At 57.8% G+C, this 16,559-nt stretch carries 14 protein-coding genes and 1 pseudogene; 11 read left to right on the forward strand and 4 right to left on the reverse strand.

Features of this window, described 5'->3' with window-relative positions; genetic code table 11:
• Positions 1-134: 134 nt before the first annotated feature.
• The 4 genes from lpdA (at position 135) to ACQR35_RS11800 (ending at position 4,423) form a co-directional block, all read left to right on the forward strand.
• A complete protein-coding gene (gene lpdA / locus ACQR35_RS11785; protein WP_430270131.1) occupies positions 135-1,517 on the forward strand; it encodes a dihydrolipoyl dehydrogenase in 1,383 nt (460 codons plus the stop codon).
• 109 nt (positions 1,518-1,626) lie between these two features.
• Entirely contained in the window at positions 1,627-3,378 is a 1,752-nt protein-coding gene (gene sucB, locus ACQR35_RS11790) for a 2-oxoglutarate dehydrogenase, E2 component, dihydrolipoamide succinyltransferase (protein WP_430270132.1), read from the forward strand.
• A 185-nt stretch (positions 3,379-3,563) separates the two neighbouring features.
• On the forward strand, positions 3,564-3,917 hold the full coding sequence (locus ACQR35_RS11795) for a hypothetical protein (protein WP_430268254.1): 354 nt from the start codon (positions 3,564-3,566) through the stop codon (positions 3,915-3,917).
• Between the two features lie 74 nt (positions 3,918-3,991).
• The gene (locus ACQR35_RS11800; RefSeq protein WP_430268253.1) at positions 3,992-4,423 is read left to right on the forward strand and encodes an OsmC family protein; all 432 of its coding nucleotides are present in this window, start codon (positions 3,992-3,994) and stop codon (positions 4,421-4,423) included.
• 77 nt (positions 4,424-4,500) lie between these two features.
• Here the strand turns inward: ACQR35_RS11800 and ACQR35_RS11805 are convergent, their stop codons facing one another.
• Entirely contained in the window at positions 4,501-8,130 is a 3,630-nt protein-coding gene (locus ACQR35_RS11805; protein ID WP_430270133.1) for a S41 family peptidase, read from the reverse strand.
• A gap of 77 nt (positions 8,131-8,207) precedes the next feature.
• Complete coding sequence (locus tag ACQR35_RS11810) at positions 8,208-9,959, reverse strand: serine/threonine protein kinase (RefSeq protein WP_430270134.1); 1,752 nt, start codon at positions 9,957-9,959, stop codon at positions 8,208-8,210.
• 124 nt (positions 9,960-10,083) lie between these two features.
• Here ACQR35_RS11810 and lipB point away from each other — a divergent pair, with 124 nt between their 5' ends.
• From lipB to ACQR35_RS11825, 3 genes are all read left to right on the forward strand, one after another.
• Positions 10,084-10,752, forward strand: coding sequence for a lipoyl(octanoyl) transferase LipB (gene lipB / locus ACQR35_RS11815; RefSeq protein ID WP_430268250.1), 669 nt, complete (start codon positions 10,084-10,086; stop codon positions 10,750-10,752).
• The gene (lipA, locus tag ACQR35_RS11820) at positions 10,749-11,756 is read left to right on the forward strand and encodes a lipoyl synthase (RefSeq protein ID WP_430270135.1); all 1,008 of its coding nucleotides are present in this window, start codon (positions 10,749-10,751) and stop codon (positions 11,754-11,756) included. Before lipB ends, lipA begins: the two co-directional genes overlap by 4 nt.
• A 119-nt stretch (positions 11,757-11,875) precedes the next feature.
• Complete coding sequence (locus ACQR35_RS11825) at positions 11,876-12,628, forward strand: DUF4191 domain-containing protein (protein ID WP_430268248.1); 753 nt, start codon at positions 11,876-11,878, stop codon at positions 12,626-12,628.
• Positions 12,629-12,712: 84 nt separating this feature from the next.
• On the opposite strand, the gene ACQR35_RS11830 is transcribed toward ACQR35_RS11825, so the two are convergent.
• Positions 12,713-13,150 (reverse strand): RDD family protein, encoded by a 438-nt coding sequence (locus ACQR35_RS11830; protein ID WP_430268247.1) that lies wholly within the window; start codon positions 13,148-13,150, stop codon positions 12,713-12,715.
• A gap of 256 nt (positions 13,151-13,406) precedes the next feature.
• On the opposite strand from ACQR35_RS11830, the gene glnA reads away from it, so the two are divergent.
• The 4 genes from glnA to ACQR35_RS11850 all read left to right on the forward strand — a co-directional run bounded on the left by glnA (position 13,407) and on the right by ACQR35_RS11850 (position 16,302).
• Positions 13,407-14,831, forward strand: coding sequence for a type I glutamate--ammonia ligase (glnA, locus tag ACQR35_RS11835; protein WP_430268246.1), 1,425 nt, complete (start codon positions 13,407-13,409; stop codon positions 14,829-14,831).
• 290 nt (positions 14,832-15,121) lie between these two features.
• The gene (locus ACQR35_RS11840; RefSeq protein ID WP_430270136.1) at positions 15,122-15,412 is read left to right on the forward strand and encodes a transposase; all 291 of its coding nucleotides are present in this window, start codon (positions 15,122-15,124) and stop codon (positions 15,410-15,412) included.
• Between the two features lie 5 nt (positions 15,413-15,417).
• On the forward strand, positions 15,418-16,020 hold the full coding sequence (locus ACQR35_RS11845; RefSeq protein ID WP_430270137.1) for an IS3 family transposase: 603 nt from the start codon (positions 15,418-15,420) through the stop codon (positions 16,018-16,020).
• On the forward strand, positions 16,021-16,302 hold the full coding sequence (locus ACQR35_RS11850; protein ID WP_430270138.1) for an integrase core domain-containing protein: 282 nt from the start codon (positions 16,021-16,023) through the stop codon (positions 16,300-16,302).
• Between the two features lie 42 nt (positions 16,303-16,344).
• On the opposite strand, the pseudogene ACQR35_RS11855 reads toward ACQR35_RS11850, so the two are convergent.
• Positions 16,345-16,559 (reverse strand): annotated as a pseudogene (locus ACQR35_RS11855) (hypothetical protein); the annotation flags it as partial.

Consider the following 16,559-nt stretch of genomic DNA (forward strand, 5'->3'; position numbering starts at 1 on the left):
GATTACCTCACCCGGTAGTCACAAAAGCTAGAGAACTGCAAGAGAATCGCTACTGCTGGCATAATCGCCGCAGGAACAGATCCAGGACAGATGATGCTTACCAAGCGTCATCATTTACGCGAGGGAGCGTCTAAGTGGCCGATCAGGCAACTGCGCAAGAATTCGACATGCTGGTACTCGGTGGAGGCAGCGGCGGTTACGCGGCAGCACTTCGTGGGGTGCAGCTAGGACTAACCGTCGGTCTCATCGAGAAGTCCAAGCTCGGCGGAACCTGCCTACACAACGGCTGTATCCCCACCAAGGCACTCCTGCACTCTGCTGAAGTGGCTGACCACGCACGCGACGGCGCCAAGTACGGCGTCAACGTTGAGCTGCAGTCCATCGACATGACTGCAGTGAACGCGTACAAGGACGGCATCATTGCTGGCAAATACAAGGGCCTGCAGGGTCTTATCAAGGGCAAAGGCATCACCGTTATTGAAGGTGAAGGCCGACTGACCAGCCAAGACACCATCACCGTGAACGGCACCGAGTACAAAGGCAAGAACATTGTTCTAGCCACCGGTTCCTACTCGCGCAGCCTCCCCGGCCTCGAAATCGGCGGTAAGGTCATCACCTCCGATCAGGCACTCACCATGGACTACGTCCCCAAGAGCGTTATCGTTCTGGGCGGCGGCGTTATTGGTGTGGAATTTGCTTCCGTCTGGAAGTCCTTCGGCGTAGACGTCACCATCATTGAAGGCCTCCCCTCCTTGGTTCCCAACGAGGACGCCTCCATCATCAAGGTCCTCGAGCGCACCTTCAAAAAGCGCGGCATCAAGTTCAACACAGGTACCTTCTTCCAGGGCGTTGAGCAGAACGAAAACTGCGTCAAGGCAACTCTTGTAGACGGTAAAACCTTCGAGGCTGACTTGATGCTCGTTGCTGTTGGTCGTGGCCCGTCCACTGCAGGCCTCGGTTTCGAGGAAGCTGGCGTCACCATCGATCGCGGTTTTGTTATTACTAACGAGCGTCTGCACACCGGTGTTGGCAACATTTACGCGGTAGGTGACATTGTTCCTGGCGTTCAGTTGGCACACCGCGGATTCCAACAGGGCATCTTCGTTGCCGAAGAAATTGCCGGCCAGAACCCCGTGGTTGTTGAGGACATCAACGTCCCCAAGGTCACCTTCTGCGACCCTGAGATCGCTTCGGTGGGTTACTCCGAGAAGGCCGCCAAGGAAAAGTTCGGCGACGAGAACGTCGAAAGCACCGAGTACAACCTCGCCGGAAACGGCAAGAGCGCCATCTTGGGCACCGGCGGAATCATCAAGTTTGTCCGTGAGAAGAACGGCCCCGTGGTGGGTGTTCACATGATCGGCACCCGCGTTGGTGAGCAGATCGGTGAAGCTCAGTTAATTGTCAACTGGGAAGCCTACCCGGAGGATGTAGCTTCACTCATCCACGCGCACCCCACGCAGAACGAGGCATTGGGCGAGGCTGCAATGGCCTTGGCCGGTCGTCCTCTGCACGGCTAGCACTAAGTAGTTCTCGAGCAAGTGCACCCGGCACACACGCCGGGTGCACTAAGCTCAAAATCAGCAGCATCCAACCGCACTAAAGATCAATAAGGAGAACGGGGACGATATGTCTGAAACCGTTAACTTGCCCGCCCTCGGGGAGAGCGTCACCGAAGGTACTGTTACTCGCTGGCTAAAGGCTGTGGGTGACCGGGTAGAGGTCGACGAGCCGCTGCTCGAAGTTTCGACCGACAAAGTAGACACTGAAATCCCCTCTCCGATTGCCGGTGTAATCGAGGAAATCCTCGTTGCCGAGGATGAGACGGCCGACGTTGGAGCGCCGCTTGTGCGCATTGGCGACGGTTCCGGGTCCAGCGAAGCCCCTGCAGAAGAGGCTCCCGCAGCCGAATCAGCACCGGCACCTGCCGCCGCTGAAGAAGCGCCTGCTACTGAGCCCGCGCCTGCAGCACCAGCTCAGGAAGCACCAGCTCAGGAAGCCCCCGCTTCCACTGAGGCTGCTTCAGGTGAGACTCACGAAGTAACGCTCCCGGCTTTGGGCGAGAGTGTAACCGAGGGCACCGTCACGCGCTGGCTGAAGGCAGTTGGCGAAACCGTTGAGGTTGATGAGCCGTTGCTGGAGGTTTCTACCGACAAGGTTGACACCGAGATCCCGTCCCCCGTGGCCGGTACTCTGCAGGAAATCCGTGTTGGCGAGGACGAGACTGCTGAAGTTGGCTCCGTTTTGGCGATCATCGGTTCGGGTTCCGCAGCTCCGGCTTCGGCTCCTGCCGCAGCACCGGCAGAGCCTGCCAAGGCTGAGCCCGTTGCCGCAGCTCCCGCTGAACAGCGCGAAGAACCAGTGGCTGCACCTGCAGCTCCGGCAGCGCCTCAGGAATCAACACCGGCTCCTGCAGCACCAGCCGCAGCAGCATCAACCGGCAACGAGTCCAACTACCTGACCCCCTTGGTCCGCAAGCTGGCCAACGAGCAGGGCGTAGACATCTCCTCACTCACCGGTACCGGTGTTGGTGGACGCATCCGCAAGCAGGATGTACTTGCCGCTGCCGAAGCCAAAAAGGCAAGCGCAGCTGCCCCGGCAGCCGCGGCTCCGGTTGCCAGCGCAGTGAAGGCTCCGGCCGCCGTCGTTCCTTCCTCCTTGCGTGGCAAGACTGAGAAGGCACCTCGCATCCGCCAGGTTATCGCTCGCCGTATGCGCGAGTCCTTGGATACCTCCACCCAGCTGACTCAGGTTCACGAAGTGGACATGACGCGTGTGGCCAAACTGCGTACAGCAGCCAAAGATCAGTTCCAGGCAGTCAACGGCACCAAGCTGACCTTTTTGCCCTTCATTGCAAAGGCCGTAGCCGAGGCGCTCAAGCAGCACCCCAAGCTCAACGCAGAATACAACGAAGAAAAGCAAGAGATCACGTACCACAACGCCGAACACATCGCTATTGCGGTGGACACGGACAAGGGTCTGTTGGTTCCTGTCATTTCCAACGCGGGTGACCTCAACCTCGCCGGTGTTGCCGCCAAGATCGCAGACGTTGCAAAGCGTACGCGCGATAACAAGATTGGCCCGGATGAGCTGTCCGGTGGCACGTTCTCGATCACAAACATTGGTTCCGTGGGCGCTCTCTTCGACACCCCGATCATCAACCAGCCGCAAGTTGCCATTTTGGGAACCGGCGCGATCGTCAAGCGTGCAACGGTTATCACTGGCCCCGATGGTGATGACACCATTGCTATCCGCCACATGATGTACCTGTCCTTGACCTACGATCACCGTCTGGTTGACGGCGCCGATGCAGGCCGCTTCCTGCAGACCCTCAAGGCTCGCCTTGAGGAAGGTGCCTTCGAGGCTGACCTCGGACTCTAAGTCCGGAACGTTTGCCTAACGGACAACCACTAGACAACGACGGCGGTACGCGGCTCTGGGAGCCGGGTACCGCCGTCGTTCTTTAACCGGCGGTATGTAGCCGCTGCAATTTGGCCGAAGGTATTTATGCAGGTCACAGTCTGCGAAAGTCATACTTGAGGACAGTCTGTGGCTAAGCTGGGACCATGACTATTGTCCTGAACATTCTGATTTTCCTGCACGTTGTTGGCGCTGCCATGATCGTTGGTTACTGGATCGCCACGATGAAGACTCCCACGGTCCACCCGCGTCAGCGTGATGGCGCTTTCCTGCAACTTCTTACGGGCATTGCCATGATGGGAATCCTCCCCATGATGCCGGATGAGACTCTGAACTATCCCAAACTCGGCATCAAATTGGTCATCGCCATTGTCGTTGCAGTTCTGGCCGTCATTGGCAGCCGCAAGGTCAAGAACGGAGAGACGGTATCCACCGGCTTGGCACACGGCGTTGGCGGCCTGGCGCTGATCAACGTGGCGCTGGCCACCCTTTGGCAGTAATAAACGCCTAGGATGAAGTGAGCGGTTACAACACTTTGTGAGTAATCGAAGAATATCGATCTTGAGGAGCTGACATGGCAACAACACGTAGCGCACACACCGTCTGGAACGGCAGCTTGGCTGAAGGATCCGGCAACACCACACTGGATAGCTCCGGTTTGGGCACGTTCGACGTCACTTGGAAGGCTCGCACTGAGGCTGCAGCGGGCAAAACCAGCCCCGAGGAACTCATTGCTGCAGCTCACTCTGCTTGCTTCTCGATGGCTTTCAGCCATGCCTTGGGCGAGGCTGGATACACTCCAGAGGAAGTTTCCACAAAGTCTGACGTTGGCTTCCAGCCCGGCACCGGCATCACCGGTAGCCACTTGACGCTGAGCGCCAAGATCCCAGGTATTTCTGAAGAAGAATTCCAGAAGATCGCCGAAGCAGCCAAGTCGGGTTGCCCAGTCTCGGCTGCGTTGGCTGGCATCAGCATCACCTTGGATGCCACGCTGATCTCCGCGTAGTCCCGCATTACCGAACCAGCTCGCAATTGTGGCGCCTCCCAGGAATGGGAACAGCCACAATTGCGAGCTAGTTTCGTTTAAGGGGTGCGCTTGCGCGGCGGCAGTGGAGCTGGCTTGAGCGTCTTGTACCCGGCACGCTCTGGCGCCTGATCAGTGGGCAGCTCCTGGAGCATCTCCCGCAAAACGCTGATGGACTGTTCCAACTGTGGGTCACTTCCAGCGCTGTAGGCGTGCGGAGGGAACGGCACCTCAATGTCCGGGTCAACACCGTAATTCTCCACGGACCAGCCCACTCCACCGCTAAACCACGTCGCGTAGCGAGGCTGAGTCACCCCGGTACCGTCGGCGAGGGAGAAACGGTTATCGATTCCCACAACACCGCCCCACGTGCGCGTTCCCACGATCGGTCCAATCCCCCGCAGCTTTGACACTTGGGTGATGATGTCGCCGTCGGAGCCAGCAAACTCGTCGGTCACAATGACCACTGGGCCACGCGGTGAGCTCTCCGGATAGGTCCGCGGCTTCTCCCCACGTGGCACCGACCAGCCAGTGACCTTGCGGCCAATGATCTCAGCAACCAATTGGGACGTGTGCCCACCACGGTTGCGGCGCACATCAACAATCAAGGCATCCTTGGACGCTTCGGTGTCCAAATCGCGGTGCAACTGTGCCCAGCCCGCTGCCATCATGTCCGGAATGTGCAAGTAACCGAACGCATCCCCTGACGCTTGCCGCACCATCCGCCTGTTGCTCTGGACCCATTCTTGGTAGCGCAGACGCTCCTCATCACGCACCGGAACCACTGCAACGCGCCGCTGCACACCAGCCTGCTCGCCGTGGCCTTGTCCGTTTTGCACGGTCAATTCAACGGCCTTGCCGGCCGAAGATGTGAGGAGCATGGCCGGGGAGAGAGTTGCAGAAAGGTCGACGCCGTCAATCGCCATCAGCAAGTCGCCCACCTTGGCATTCACACCAGCTCGGGCCAACGGAGAGTTCGCTAGCGGATCTGAGGAGTCGCCGGCAAGAATCTTTGTGATCTCCCATGCTGTGCCGTTATGGACAAACTCCGCGCCTAAACGGCCTTGCCCGCTGCTGCCCGGCTCGGAGACTGCGAACGGACGGACATAGGCATGGGAGGTACCCAATTCGCCGTGCATTTCCCACAGCAGGTCAACCAAATCATCATGGCTTCCAAGGCGCTGAATGATCGGAGCGAATTTTGCCTTCACGCCGTCCCAGTCAAGACCGCCCATGTCCGCAGCCCAGAAGAAGTCCCGCTGCAAACGCCATGCTTCGTTGAAGGCTTGTTCCCATACAGCCACGGGTTCAAGCTGTACCCGGATCCGGCCGAGGTCCACCTTGACGAGATCCCCTGATTCTTCATCGGCCTTAGCGGAGGAAATGGTGGCGCTGACTTGTTTGTCCTTGATAAACACAATCCGTTTGCCGTCTCCGGAGAGGCGGTAACTGTCCACTGATTCGTTGAGGGTAACGGACTTGCGCTTAGCGAGATCAAAACGGACCAGCTTGGGGCTCGCTGCTTTGTCTTCCGTGGAAGCGCGGCCATCGCCCAGAACGCCGCTGATGGGGTTTTCCAGCCAGTACAAGCAGCCATCGCCGGCGCTCAGGTCACTGTAGTTTCCCTGCGCCACAGGCAGTGGCAGTATTCGTTGCTCAATACCGTTGGCATCAACTACTAGCTTCGGTGTTTCTTCAACTTCCTTCAAGCTTCCGTCCCTCAAGGCCCTGACTGCCGCAGTTTCGGCGGTATTCTCACCGAAGCTGGCCACAGCAGGTCCAAAGGGCGACGGCGTGTTAGCAGAAAGTGCCACAAGGTACGGTTTGATGGGGCTAGGGAAGGACAGATCGAAGGAGTGACCGTCGTAGACCGGGTCAAAACTGCGGCTGGATAGGAAAGCCAAGAACTTGCCATCGGGGGTGAAGGCCGGTGATTCGTCGGCAAAGCGACCGTCAGTGACGTTGATGATCTGTGAGTCTTGGGAGGCGACCTCAACCAACCGCAGGCGTGTCCGGGATCCAAAGGCTGTTAGCGGTTCAGCGAAGGCCAACCACTTTGAATCAGAGGACCATGCTAGGTCGCCAATGCTTCCCTCGCCCACACTGGTCAGCAGCGACATTCGGCGTGCCGCTACTTCCACAAGGTACAAGTCACCGAAGGCTCCACCGATCGCGATCCATTCTCCGTTGGGGCTCACGGACATAGAGCTAGCCCGGGTCACCGAGGGGAAGCGAATGCCAACCGAAGCCGTATTTAGACCATTCTCCCCTGCCGTGTTCTCAGCCAGCTGAGTGTTGTTTGCTGGTGATTCGTCATTGGAAACTTCGGCAGCGTTTCCAAGTGCCGCGGTGACACTGGGTGCAGCGGGCGTAGCCGAAAGAACTGAACTACCGGAGAGGGCTGAGACCGGTGCTGGAAGCGCGTCTGAATCCTCTGCAGCCGCAGGCTCCCCTTTCTCCGCTGGAGCGGCAACCGGGAGGTTTGGCTGGGTTGTTAGCTGCGTTGTTGGCTGGGTTGAATGCTGCGTTGAATGCTGGGCCCCCGGCGGCACTGCCCCGGTAACTTTTGTGTGGTTCCCGGTGTTGGCTAGCCCCGGCAAACTTAAGGCGAGTTCGCGAATGTAGAGTGCTTCCTCGCCGCCATGATCAGCGATGTAAGCAATTTTGTCTTCGCCCACCGGGCGCGGAAGCCTGGCTCGAACACCAGGTGTAACTTCGATGGCCCGGGCTGGACCGTCTTTGTGGGTGAGCCAGTGAATGGTGCCATGCGATTCAACCGCGCTCGCGCTGCCATTATGGCCTGGCACCACTTCACCAAGATGCTTCTGAACCTTCAGGCCAGTTTTGCGACGCTGCATTGACGCCGAACCTAATGAAATATCTAGGGGAATCGGTGCAGCCGCTAAGTGGTGCATCACAAAGAGCTGCCCTGCGGACTCGAAAACAATTCGTGTTCCGTCCGTTGCGGCGTGACGCACGTAGTGCTCTTCGAAGTCGGTGTGTCTGCTCAAATCGCTACCATCTGGAGCAACCGAGTAGATATTTCCATATCCCTCATGATCGGAGAGAAATGCGATGCGTCCTTCGATCCACATTGGGTCAGCAAGGTTAGAGGTGATTTCGCTCAGAAGGCGAACAAATTCACCATTACCGTCACGGTCAATCCACAGTTTTCCGGCGGTGCCGCCCTTGTAGCGCTTCCACCATGCAGGCTCTCGAGAGAGCACGCTGGAGACCACAACGGGGCGTTCGTCACCGTTGACAGGACCGTAGACCACAGAATCCACGGGTCCCAACTCGAGCCGGCGCGCCCAACCGCCGTTCAGGCCCAGCGCATAGGCATGGGTCAAACGGAAATCGCCCTGTTCAAAGGCGCTGGTGACTACCACCTCACCCTCGGGAGTGAAGCCGCGTACGCGTGTGCTTGCGTGGCCAAAGTACGTCAATTGACGGAATTCGCCGCCGTCAACCTTCGCAGTGACAGCTTCCGGTGAGCTGCCCTGCACCACAGTCCACACGAGGTTCTTACCATCTGGACTAAATCGTGGATTGCGGGCCGGCATTTGCAGGGAGGACACACGCCACGCACGGCCGCCGGTCAAAGGGGCCAGCCAAACATCGTCCTCGGCCACAAAGGTGATGAGATCGCCATGAATGTGTGGGAAGCGGAAGTAGCTCGAAGAGGTCATCCATCGATCTTAGTCACGCTCGGCATGCCTTGTTGAAACCTCTCCGGGGAGTCTAGCAAGCGAGGTTAATAGCTTGCCTACGGGCTCTGAACTTCTTCGATCAGCCAAGTGCCACTCTTACGTGTCAGTGCCAAAACCAACGACTGATCCACTCCGTGCTCAGTTTGAGCCACTACTTTGCCAGCAGCGTCAACCTCTTGATAGGCACTGGTGACTGCCAAGATTTTGACCTTGGCTTGGTGCTCGTTACTGCCCTGTTCAAGCGCAGAAGTTTTCAGTTCCGTACTAAAACCTTTAAGAGCATGTCCCCGGTTGCGCAATTGCGCCGCAAGTTGAGCATCGGACTTGGCAGCACTGGAGTTAGGACTGTTCACTCTGGCCAAGAGGTCCACCTTGCCGTAACTCAACGCCAGATCGCGTAGCTCCGTAATGCCTTTAGCTGCCTGCACCGGATCTACAGCGGCTAAACGCGCATTCAGCTGTTGCACGGCCCCGGCTTCCAGGCCAAGTTGTGTGCCGGTCTCAGCAGAAATTCCACTGGCCAACTTTGCCGATTCAACAGCTTCAGCATTGCTACCTCCGGTTACCTTGCCAGTCTGAAGCTCCGCAGTATGACGGGAAGTGGAAATAGCCCAGACAGTGGCTCCTCCCCCGCCCAGTACCAACGCAGCTGTGACCACTGTGGCCACAACTCTGCCATTGCCAGCGTGCCCCACGCCCGCAAGTCCCCGGCGCGCAAGTCCCCCGTGTGCAAGATCCAGACCTGCAAAACCCCTGCGAAGACTCCTCTTGCGAACTTTGCCAGCCGCAAAGCGGGCACCTGGATACAACGCCGCCCAACGCCGTCGTCCATTAGCGTTTGGCTCAATTCTCGTCATCAAATCAGGTACCACGCTGGCATGGACGGACGCCGAAAGGTCTACCGGTTCACAGCGCGCACTGCGATAAATCGCGTGGGCGAACTCCCCTGCCGCTGGCCGTTGTTTGGGATCAAGATTCAAGCCGGCCTCAATCGCGGCTACCAGCCCTGGCGCAACGTCAGGGACCAGAAGCCCCAACGGCGGCCGGCTGTTATTTGGCTCCGGTACTTGGGCAGCAAGGCAATACCAGCCCACTGCCGCTAGTGAATACAAGTCCCGCTCTGGCCGCAAGTTTGCCGTGCTGTTGTATGTGGCCGGATCAGCGAAGCCCGGAGTCCCAGCCCAGAGCTGCGAGCCAGGTTCTCCGAGCATCCGGCCAACGCCCAAATCTGTGAGCAACGGGCGCCCGTCAGCGGTAAAAAGGACGTTGGATGCAGAAACATCAGAGTGAGTAAGCCCAGCGGCATGGAGGTATTCAAGTGCCTGTGCAAGAGGCGTCAAAATGGTGGCTGTCTCCCCCGAGGACAATGAACCTCGGCTGGCAATCAGCTCAGTGAGTGACCCACCGGCGGCGTAATCCATCAAAAGAGCAAAAGCACCATCATCCTGCCCGCCCAGAGGGACAACATCATGAATTTTTACTAAATGCTGGTGCTCAAGATTGCCTAGGATGGCCGCCTCCCGTTGAACGACGGTATAGCGCTCATCCCCAGCAATATCCGATCCAGGGTGCGGACATTTGAGCGCAAAGAGCTTGCCAGCATGAGCTCCCGTGCTATTGCGAACCAGCCAAACGGTGGCGGTGGACCCAACTCCCAAACGGCGAATGACTTCATAGCCAGGCACTTCGGGTTGCAGCGACGTCTCTTGTGACGCCTCCCCCGCGCTTAATGGCCATGGGGACAGTTCACCACGATGCCGGCCACCCGATACGGAACGCGAATTCGGCTTCTCCGAGAAATTCTCCATATCCCCTGTTTTATCCCAAAGCGGTTGAAACGCGCAGAAGTTATCCACAGGCAAAGTTGAAGCGTCAATGAGAGCTTGCCCACAACATCCTTCGCAAACGGCCATGAGGTCTAAACTGTTACGCATGGCTCTTGAGTTCTCCACGCTTGGACTTGCCCCTGACTTCGTTGACTACAGCGAGGCCTTGCAAATCCAACGGACGTTGCACAATGAAGTTGTTCGCGGTTCGGCCCCCAGCACAGTCCTCTTGTTGGAACACCATCCGGTGTACACGGCAGGAAAACGGACTGAGGAACACGAACGCCCCATGGACGGCACCGAGGTTGTTGCTGTGGACCGTGGCGGCAAGTTGACCTGGCACGGCCCGGGCCAGCTCGTTGGTTACCCCATCATCAAGCTGAAAGACCCTGCCGCAATCCGGAGGTACGTGTATATCCTCGAAGAGGTCCTGATCAACGTTCTTGCCGACTACAAGATCAACGCCGTCCGCATCGACGGCCGCGCCGGTGTGTGGATTGATCAAGATTCCAATGGCCCGGCACGCAAGATCGCAGCCATTGGCATTCGAGTCCACGAAGGTGTGACCATGCACGGCTTCGCGATTAACTGCAACAACTCCTTGGCCCCTTATGGCCAAATCATCGCGTGCGGAATTTCAGACGCCGGTACCACCACGATTTCAGAAGAAATCGGTCAGAACGTAACCCCAATGGACATCGTTTCGCGTGTTGTTGAGGAACTACGCAACAATGAGACAGAGCTAGTCGCAACATCAGAAGGAGCTCTACTGTGACCCTGGCACCTGAAGGCCGGAAGATGCTGCGTATTGAGCAGCGCAATGCAGCCGTTCCCGTGGAACGCAAACCGGAATGGATTAAGGCCAAGGTCCAGATGGGCCCGGAATTCGTTCAGTTGAAGAATTTGGTCAAAAAAGAAGGCCTCCACACAGTTTGTGAAGAGGCCGGTTGTCCTAACATCTTTGAATGCTGGGAGGATAAAGAGGCAACGTTCCTGATCGGTGGCTCAGAATGCACGCGGCGTTGTGACTTCTGCCAGATCGATACTGGCAAGCCTTCCGCGATTGACCGATTTGAACCGACCAAGGTGGCTCGCTCGGTCAAATCAATGAACCTGCGCTATGCAACGGTTACTGGCGTGGCCCGTGATGATCTCGAAGATGAGGGCGTCTGGCTCTACGCCGAGACGGTACGCAAGATCCATGAGTTGAACCCGGGCACCGGTGTGGAACTTCTCATCCCCGATTTCTCCGGCAAGCCCGAGAACATCGCCGCAATCTGTGACTCAAAGCCTGAAGTTTTTGCGCACAACGTAGAAACCGTTCCGCGAATCTTCAAGCGCATCCGCCCCGCCTTCCGTTACGACCGCTCGCTGGACGTCATTACCCAGGGCAGGAACCTTGGCATGGTCACCAAGTCAAACCTGATTTTGGGTATGGGCGAGACACGCGAAGAAATTTCCGAAGCGCTTCGCGATCTTCACGATGCTGGCACTGACCTGATCACCATCACCCAGTACTTGCGCCCCTCAGAGCGTCACTTGCCGGTTGACCGCTGGGTCAAGCCCCAAGAATTCGTTGAACTGCAGCAAGAAGCCGAAGAAATCGGCTTCTTGGGCGTAATGTCTGGCCCCTTGGTTCGTTCTTCTTACCGTGCAGGCCGTTTGTGGGCCACCGCAATGCGCAAAAAAGGCTGGGAGATCCCCGCCAACTTGGCTCACATTGAGTCCTCGGGAACCACTCGTCAGGAAGCTTCTTCTCTCATCGCGGCGCACCACTAAGAACCGTTGCTGCCGCGGGAGCGGAACTGAGTTTAGGAAATAACGACGGCGGTAGCCGCGCCTTGAGCGCTGCTACCGCCGCAGTTCGTTGCTGCTAGATCACGTAGAATAAGGGCACTATGGCAAAATCCTCCGACTCCACGTCCAGCGCACCCATGGGTGACGCCCCGGCAAAGCGAAGCCTTTTCTCGCGCAAGCCCAAAGCAGCCAAGGTGAAGAAGCCCGGCCGCCTCAAGCAGATCGCCGACGTCTTCACCATGACCCGTCGCAACGATCCACTCATCACTTGGTTGATGCTGCTCGCCTTCTTGGCCGTTGTAGCAGTGAGCCTCGGGATCGGCTTTCTGTTCAACAACTGGGTTACCGGCCTGATTATTGGTATTCCCTTGGGGCTTTTGGCAGCCACACTCATCTTGTCGCGCCGTGCCGAACGTGCCGCGTTCGCGCAAATTGAAGGCCAGCCCGGTGCTTCCGGTGCCGCCCTGGGCACACTGCGTCGTGGATGGATCGTTGAAGAACAGCCCGTTGCCGTGAATCCCCGTACCCAAGACGCCGTTTTTCGCGCTGTGGGACGTCCCGGCGTCGTACTGGTCAGTGAGGGCCCCGCTAGCCGCGTTAAGCAGCTCACGGACGCCGAGCGCAAACGCTTGTCCCGTATTTTGCCCAATGTGACCATTCACGTGATCCAGACCGGCCGCGAAGAAAACCAGACTCCGATCAGTGAAGTGGCCAAGAAGATGCGCAAGCTCAAGGTCGAGTTGACCAAGACTGAGGTTAGCGCCGTTTCTAAGCGCATCAACTCCCTTGGAAACCGTTTGCCAATCCCGAAGGGCATTGATCCATACAAGGCTCGCCCGCAGCGTGGACGCTAACTAAATTCAGTAACAACGCAGAAGGTGCGGGTGACAACCGATTGGTTGTTCCCGCACCTTCTGCGTTAAAGGACGCTCTTGGCTTTAGCGCCGGATCAAAACAGTGTTCATTGCCTTGTCATGAAGGCCTCGCTGATCCGGATCAAAAATCACTGCCGGGATGACCAAACATAGGAGTACAGACCTCACCAGACCGGCCAGCGGACCGGCCGGGGCACCACCTGGGCGCACCACATGAATGCCGGTGATCCTGTGGCCAATGCTGTAACCGAGCGTTCCCACCAGAATGGCCTGCTCAATCGCAAATATCGCCAAGGTAGCCCATGAGTCGCCACCGAAAAACACGTTGCTGATCAGCAAGCACAGTGTCCAATCAATAACGATCGCTAGGATGCGTCGCCCGGCGCGAGCCATGGAACCTGGCCCGGATTCGGGCAGTCCTAACCGCGCGCCTGGGTACTTGGAAATTGCGGATGTGTCCGGGCCTTCAAGCCACGAACCTAAGTCTCTACGGTTTACCACTATCCAAGTTTAGTTCCTCTCAACGTTCCACAGATCGGACTCGAGTGGCTCACACTGTGGACATTCGACTAGCGTTTACACGAGGGAGCCTTCTGTAACCTGCTCGAAACAATACGGACACGGCCGGGAAATGCCACCTGCCTAGGCTAGTACCAGTTCCAAGATCAGCACCGATGACCCGTTGGGTTATAGAGACGTACCCTAGCTTGATCACCAGGCTCAGCAGCCTGACTGTAAATATGCATAAGGAGCATAGATGTTCAAGAACGCGGACGAAGTCCTCCAGTTCATCAAAGACGAAGATATTAAGTTCGTCGATATCCGTTTCACGGATCTGCCGGGAGTTCAGCAGCACTTCAATGTCCCCGCCAAGAGCGTAGACCAGGACTTCTTTGTCAACGGTCAGTTGTTTGATGGTTCTTCCATCCGTGGCTTCCAGGGCATCGCCGAGTCTGACATGCAGCTCATCCCGGACGTGACCACTGCGTTCGTTGACACTTTCCGTATCGAGAAGACCCTCGCGTTGAACTTCTCGATCGTGAACCCGCGCACCGGTGACCCGTACCACCGTGACCCTCGTGGTGTAGCCGAGAAGGCTGAAGCGTACTTGGCTTCCACCGGTATTGCAGACACCGCATTCTTTGCGCCCGAAGCTGAGTTCTTCGTCTTCGACAACGTTCAGTACGAGTCCTCCCCGCAGGGCAGCTTCTACAAGATCGACTCTGAAGAAGCTCACTGGAACACAGGCCGCAAGGAAGAGGGCGGTAACCTCGGTTACAAGACCCCCGTCAAGGGCGGTTACTTCCCGGTATCCCCGACTGACAAGCAGGCTGACCTCCGTGACGCCATGTGCATCGCTTTGGACGAAGCTGGCCTTGAGGTTGAGCGCAGCCACCACGAGGTTGGATCTGCTGGTCAGGCCGAAATCAACTACAAGTTCACCACTTTGACTCACGCTGCAGATGACCTGCAGAAGTTCAAGTACATCATCAAGAACACCGCTGATGCTTGGGGCAAGTCGGTTACCTTTATGCCGAAGCCGGTCTTTGGTGACAACGGTTCCGGTATGCACTGCCACCAGTCGCTGTGGACCGGCGGCGAGCCGCTCTTCTACGACGAGAAGGGCTACGCCGGCCTCTCTGACACCGCCCGCTGGTACATCGGTGGTCTGCTCAAGCACTCCAGCGCTGTTTTGGCTTTCACCAACCCGACGGTGAACTCATACCGCCGCTTGGTCAAGGGCTTCGAAGCTCCGGTCAACATGGTCTACTCGCAGGGCAACCGCTCCGCTGGTATCCGTATCCCGATCACCGGTTCCAACCCGAAGGCAAAGCGCATCGAATTCCGCGCACCGGACCCGTCCTCCAACCCATACTTGGCATTCGCTGCCCAGTTGATGGCTGGCATCGACGGTATCCGCAACCGGATCGAACCGCCGGCTCCGATCGACAAGGACCTCTACGAGCTCCCCGCTGAAGAAGCCAAGGACATCCCCAAGGCTCCGGGTTCCCTCGAGGAAGCTCTCCAGGCTCTGCGCGAGGACAACGAATTCTTGCAGGCCGGTGGCGTCTTCACCCAGGACCTGATCGACACCTGGATCGATTACAAGTACGAGAACGAGATCAAGCCGCTCTCACTGCGTCCGAACCCGTATGAATTCGAGCTCTACTACGGCGTCTAATCCGTAGCTAAAACTCAGAGGGACTGTGCTCCGCACCCATTGGTGCGGAGCACAGGCCCTCTTTTTTGTAGTGTTGGGTTCTGAGTAGTGATGGAACAGGATTGCGCGTTTAGCCCTCTGCTACGTGGCTGTCGGTAGTCTGTAGGTTGTGCCAGTTGCATTCTTGAGTGATGCGCAGGCCGCCGCGTTCGGGCGGTTCGTGGGAGAACCTTCGCAGAACCATCTGGAGCGGTTCTTCTATCTCTGAGGTGTACTACTGATCTGAGACAGTCTTTGAAAGGATTGTGCTCATGTCTGCTCGACCTACCTATTGCGATGAGTTCAAGGCTGATGCCGTTGAGCTCGTGGTTTCATCTGGGCGTTCGCCCGCCTCTGTCGCCCCGGAGCTCGACATTTCCGTTACCGCGTTGAAACGCTGGGTGCGTCTGTCCCGTGAAGGGCAACCGGAGGGCGGCGGCAAACCGGATGACCCGGTGGATCCTGCGAAATACAAGGCTTTGGAAGCACGGCTGCGTGAGCTGGAGAGGGAGAACGACTTCCTGAAAAAAGTTTCGACGTTCTTCGCCAAAGAACAACGGTAGAGGACTTGTACCGCGTTGTTCAGGAGAAGAACGCCGACTTTCCCGTGGCCTGGATGTGCCGGCAGTTACAGCTTCCGCGGGCCACGTATTACCGGTGGCTGGACGCTAAGGAGACCCCGCCCGCGCTCCGCCGCCGAGAACTGACGGATCAGGTGAAGACCGTCTTCGATTCCTCCGACGGGATCTTCGGCCACCGCATGGTGCACACCAAACTCACTGCCGCTGGCATCGAGGTATCGGTGGGCACCGTGGCGGGGATCATGGCCGAGAACGAGTGGGCCGCCAAGCGGATGCGCGCCTTCAAGCGCACCACGATCCCCTCGGATCCGGACAAGGCCTTCGCGGACCTCATCGGCCGGGACTTCACCGCAGAAGCACCTGGAACACGCCTGGTGGGCGATATTACCTACCTGCGCACCGACGAGGGCTGGCTGTATCTGGCCACTGTCATCGACCTGTGCACCCGCATGGTCATCGGCTGGGCCATGACTGACCACATGCGAGCGTCCCTGGTGACCGGAGCCCTGACCATGGCCAGGGACCGCGGCCATCTGACCCGCAACGCCATTTTCCACAGCGATCACGGGACGCCATACACCTCCCGCTAAATGGGCGCCTGGTGCGCCAGGAACAGGATCCGCCAATCGATGGGCGCCACCGGGGTGTGCTGGGATAATGCCGTGGCCGAATCGCTGTTCTCGTCCCTGAAGAACGAGTTCTACCATCACCACAGCTTCGCCACCCGGCAGGACGCGAGACGAGCGACCATGCGCTACATCGAAGTGTTCTACAACCGCTGGAGGCCCCACACCAACAACGAAGCTCTGCCGCCAGCGACAGCAATGGCCAACTTCACAACAGAAAACCAGCCGCTTCCCACTGCTGCCTAACCGAAAAGAAACTACCCGACTGTCTCACATCCCTGACACACCTCAATCGAACACAGTCTTTACCTGCCCGGTCAGCTCCCGGTGCCGAATCGTTGTGGGCGTATCGATAGCATCCCTCCAGCGGTAATAGGAGGACCGTGGAACACCGAGTTTCCGGCACATGAACGCGATCTTCTCTCCAGCGTTCTCCTCCTGCTGAACAAGGCGGTAGAAGTCTTCTACCGTTGCTCTTTGGCGAAGAACGCTGAAACTTTTTT

It is taken from the genome of Pseudarthrobacter sp. J1738, from assembly GCF_050490315.1.
Taxonomy (GTDB): domain Bacteria; phylum Actinomycetota; class Actinomycetes; order Actinomycetales; family Micrococcaceae; genus JBNPEO01.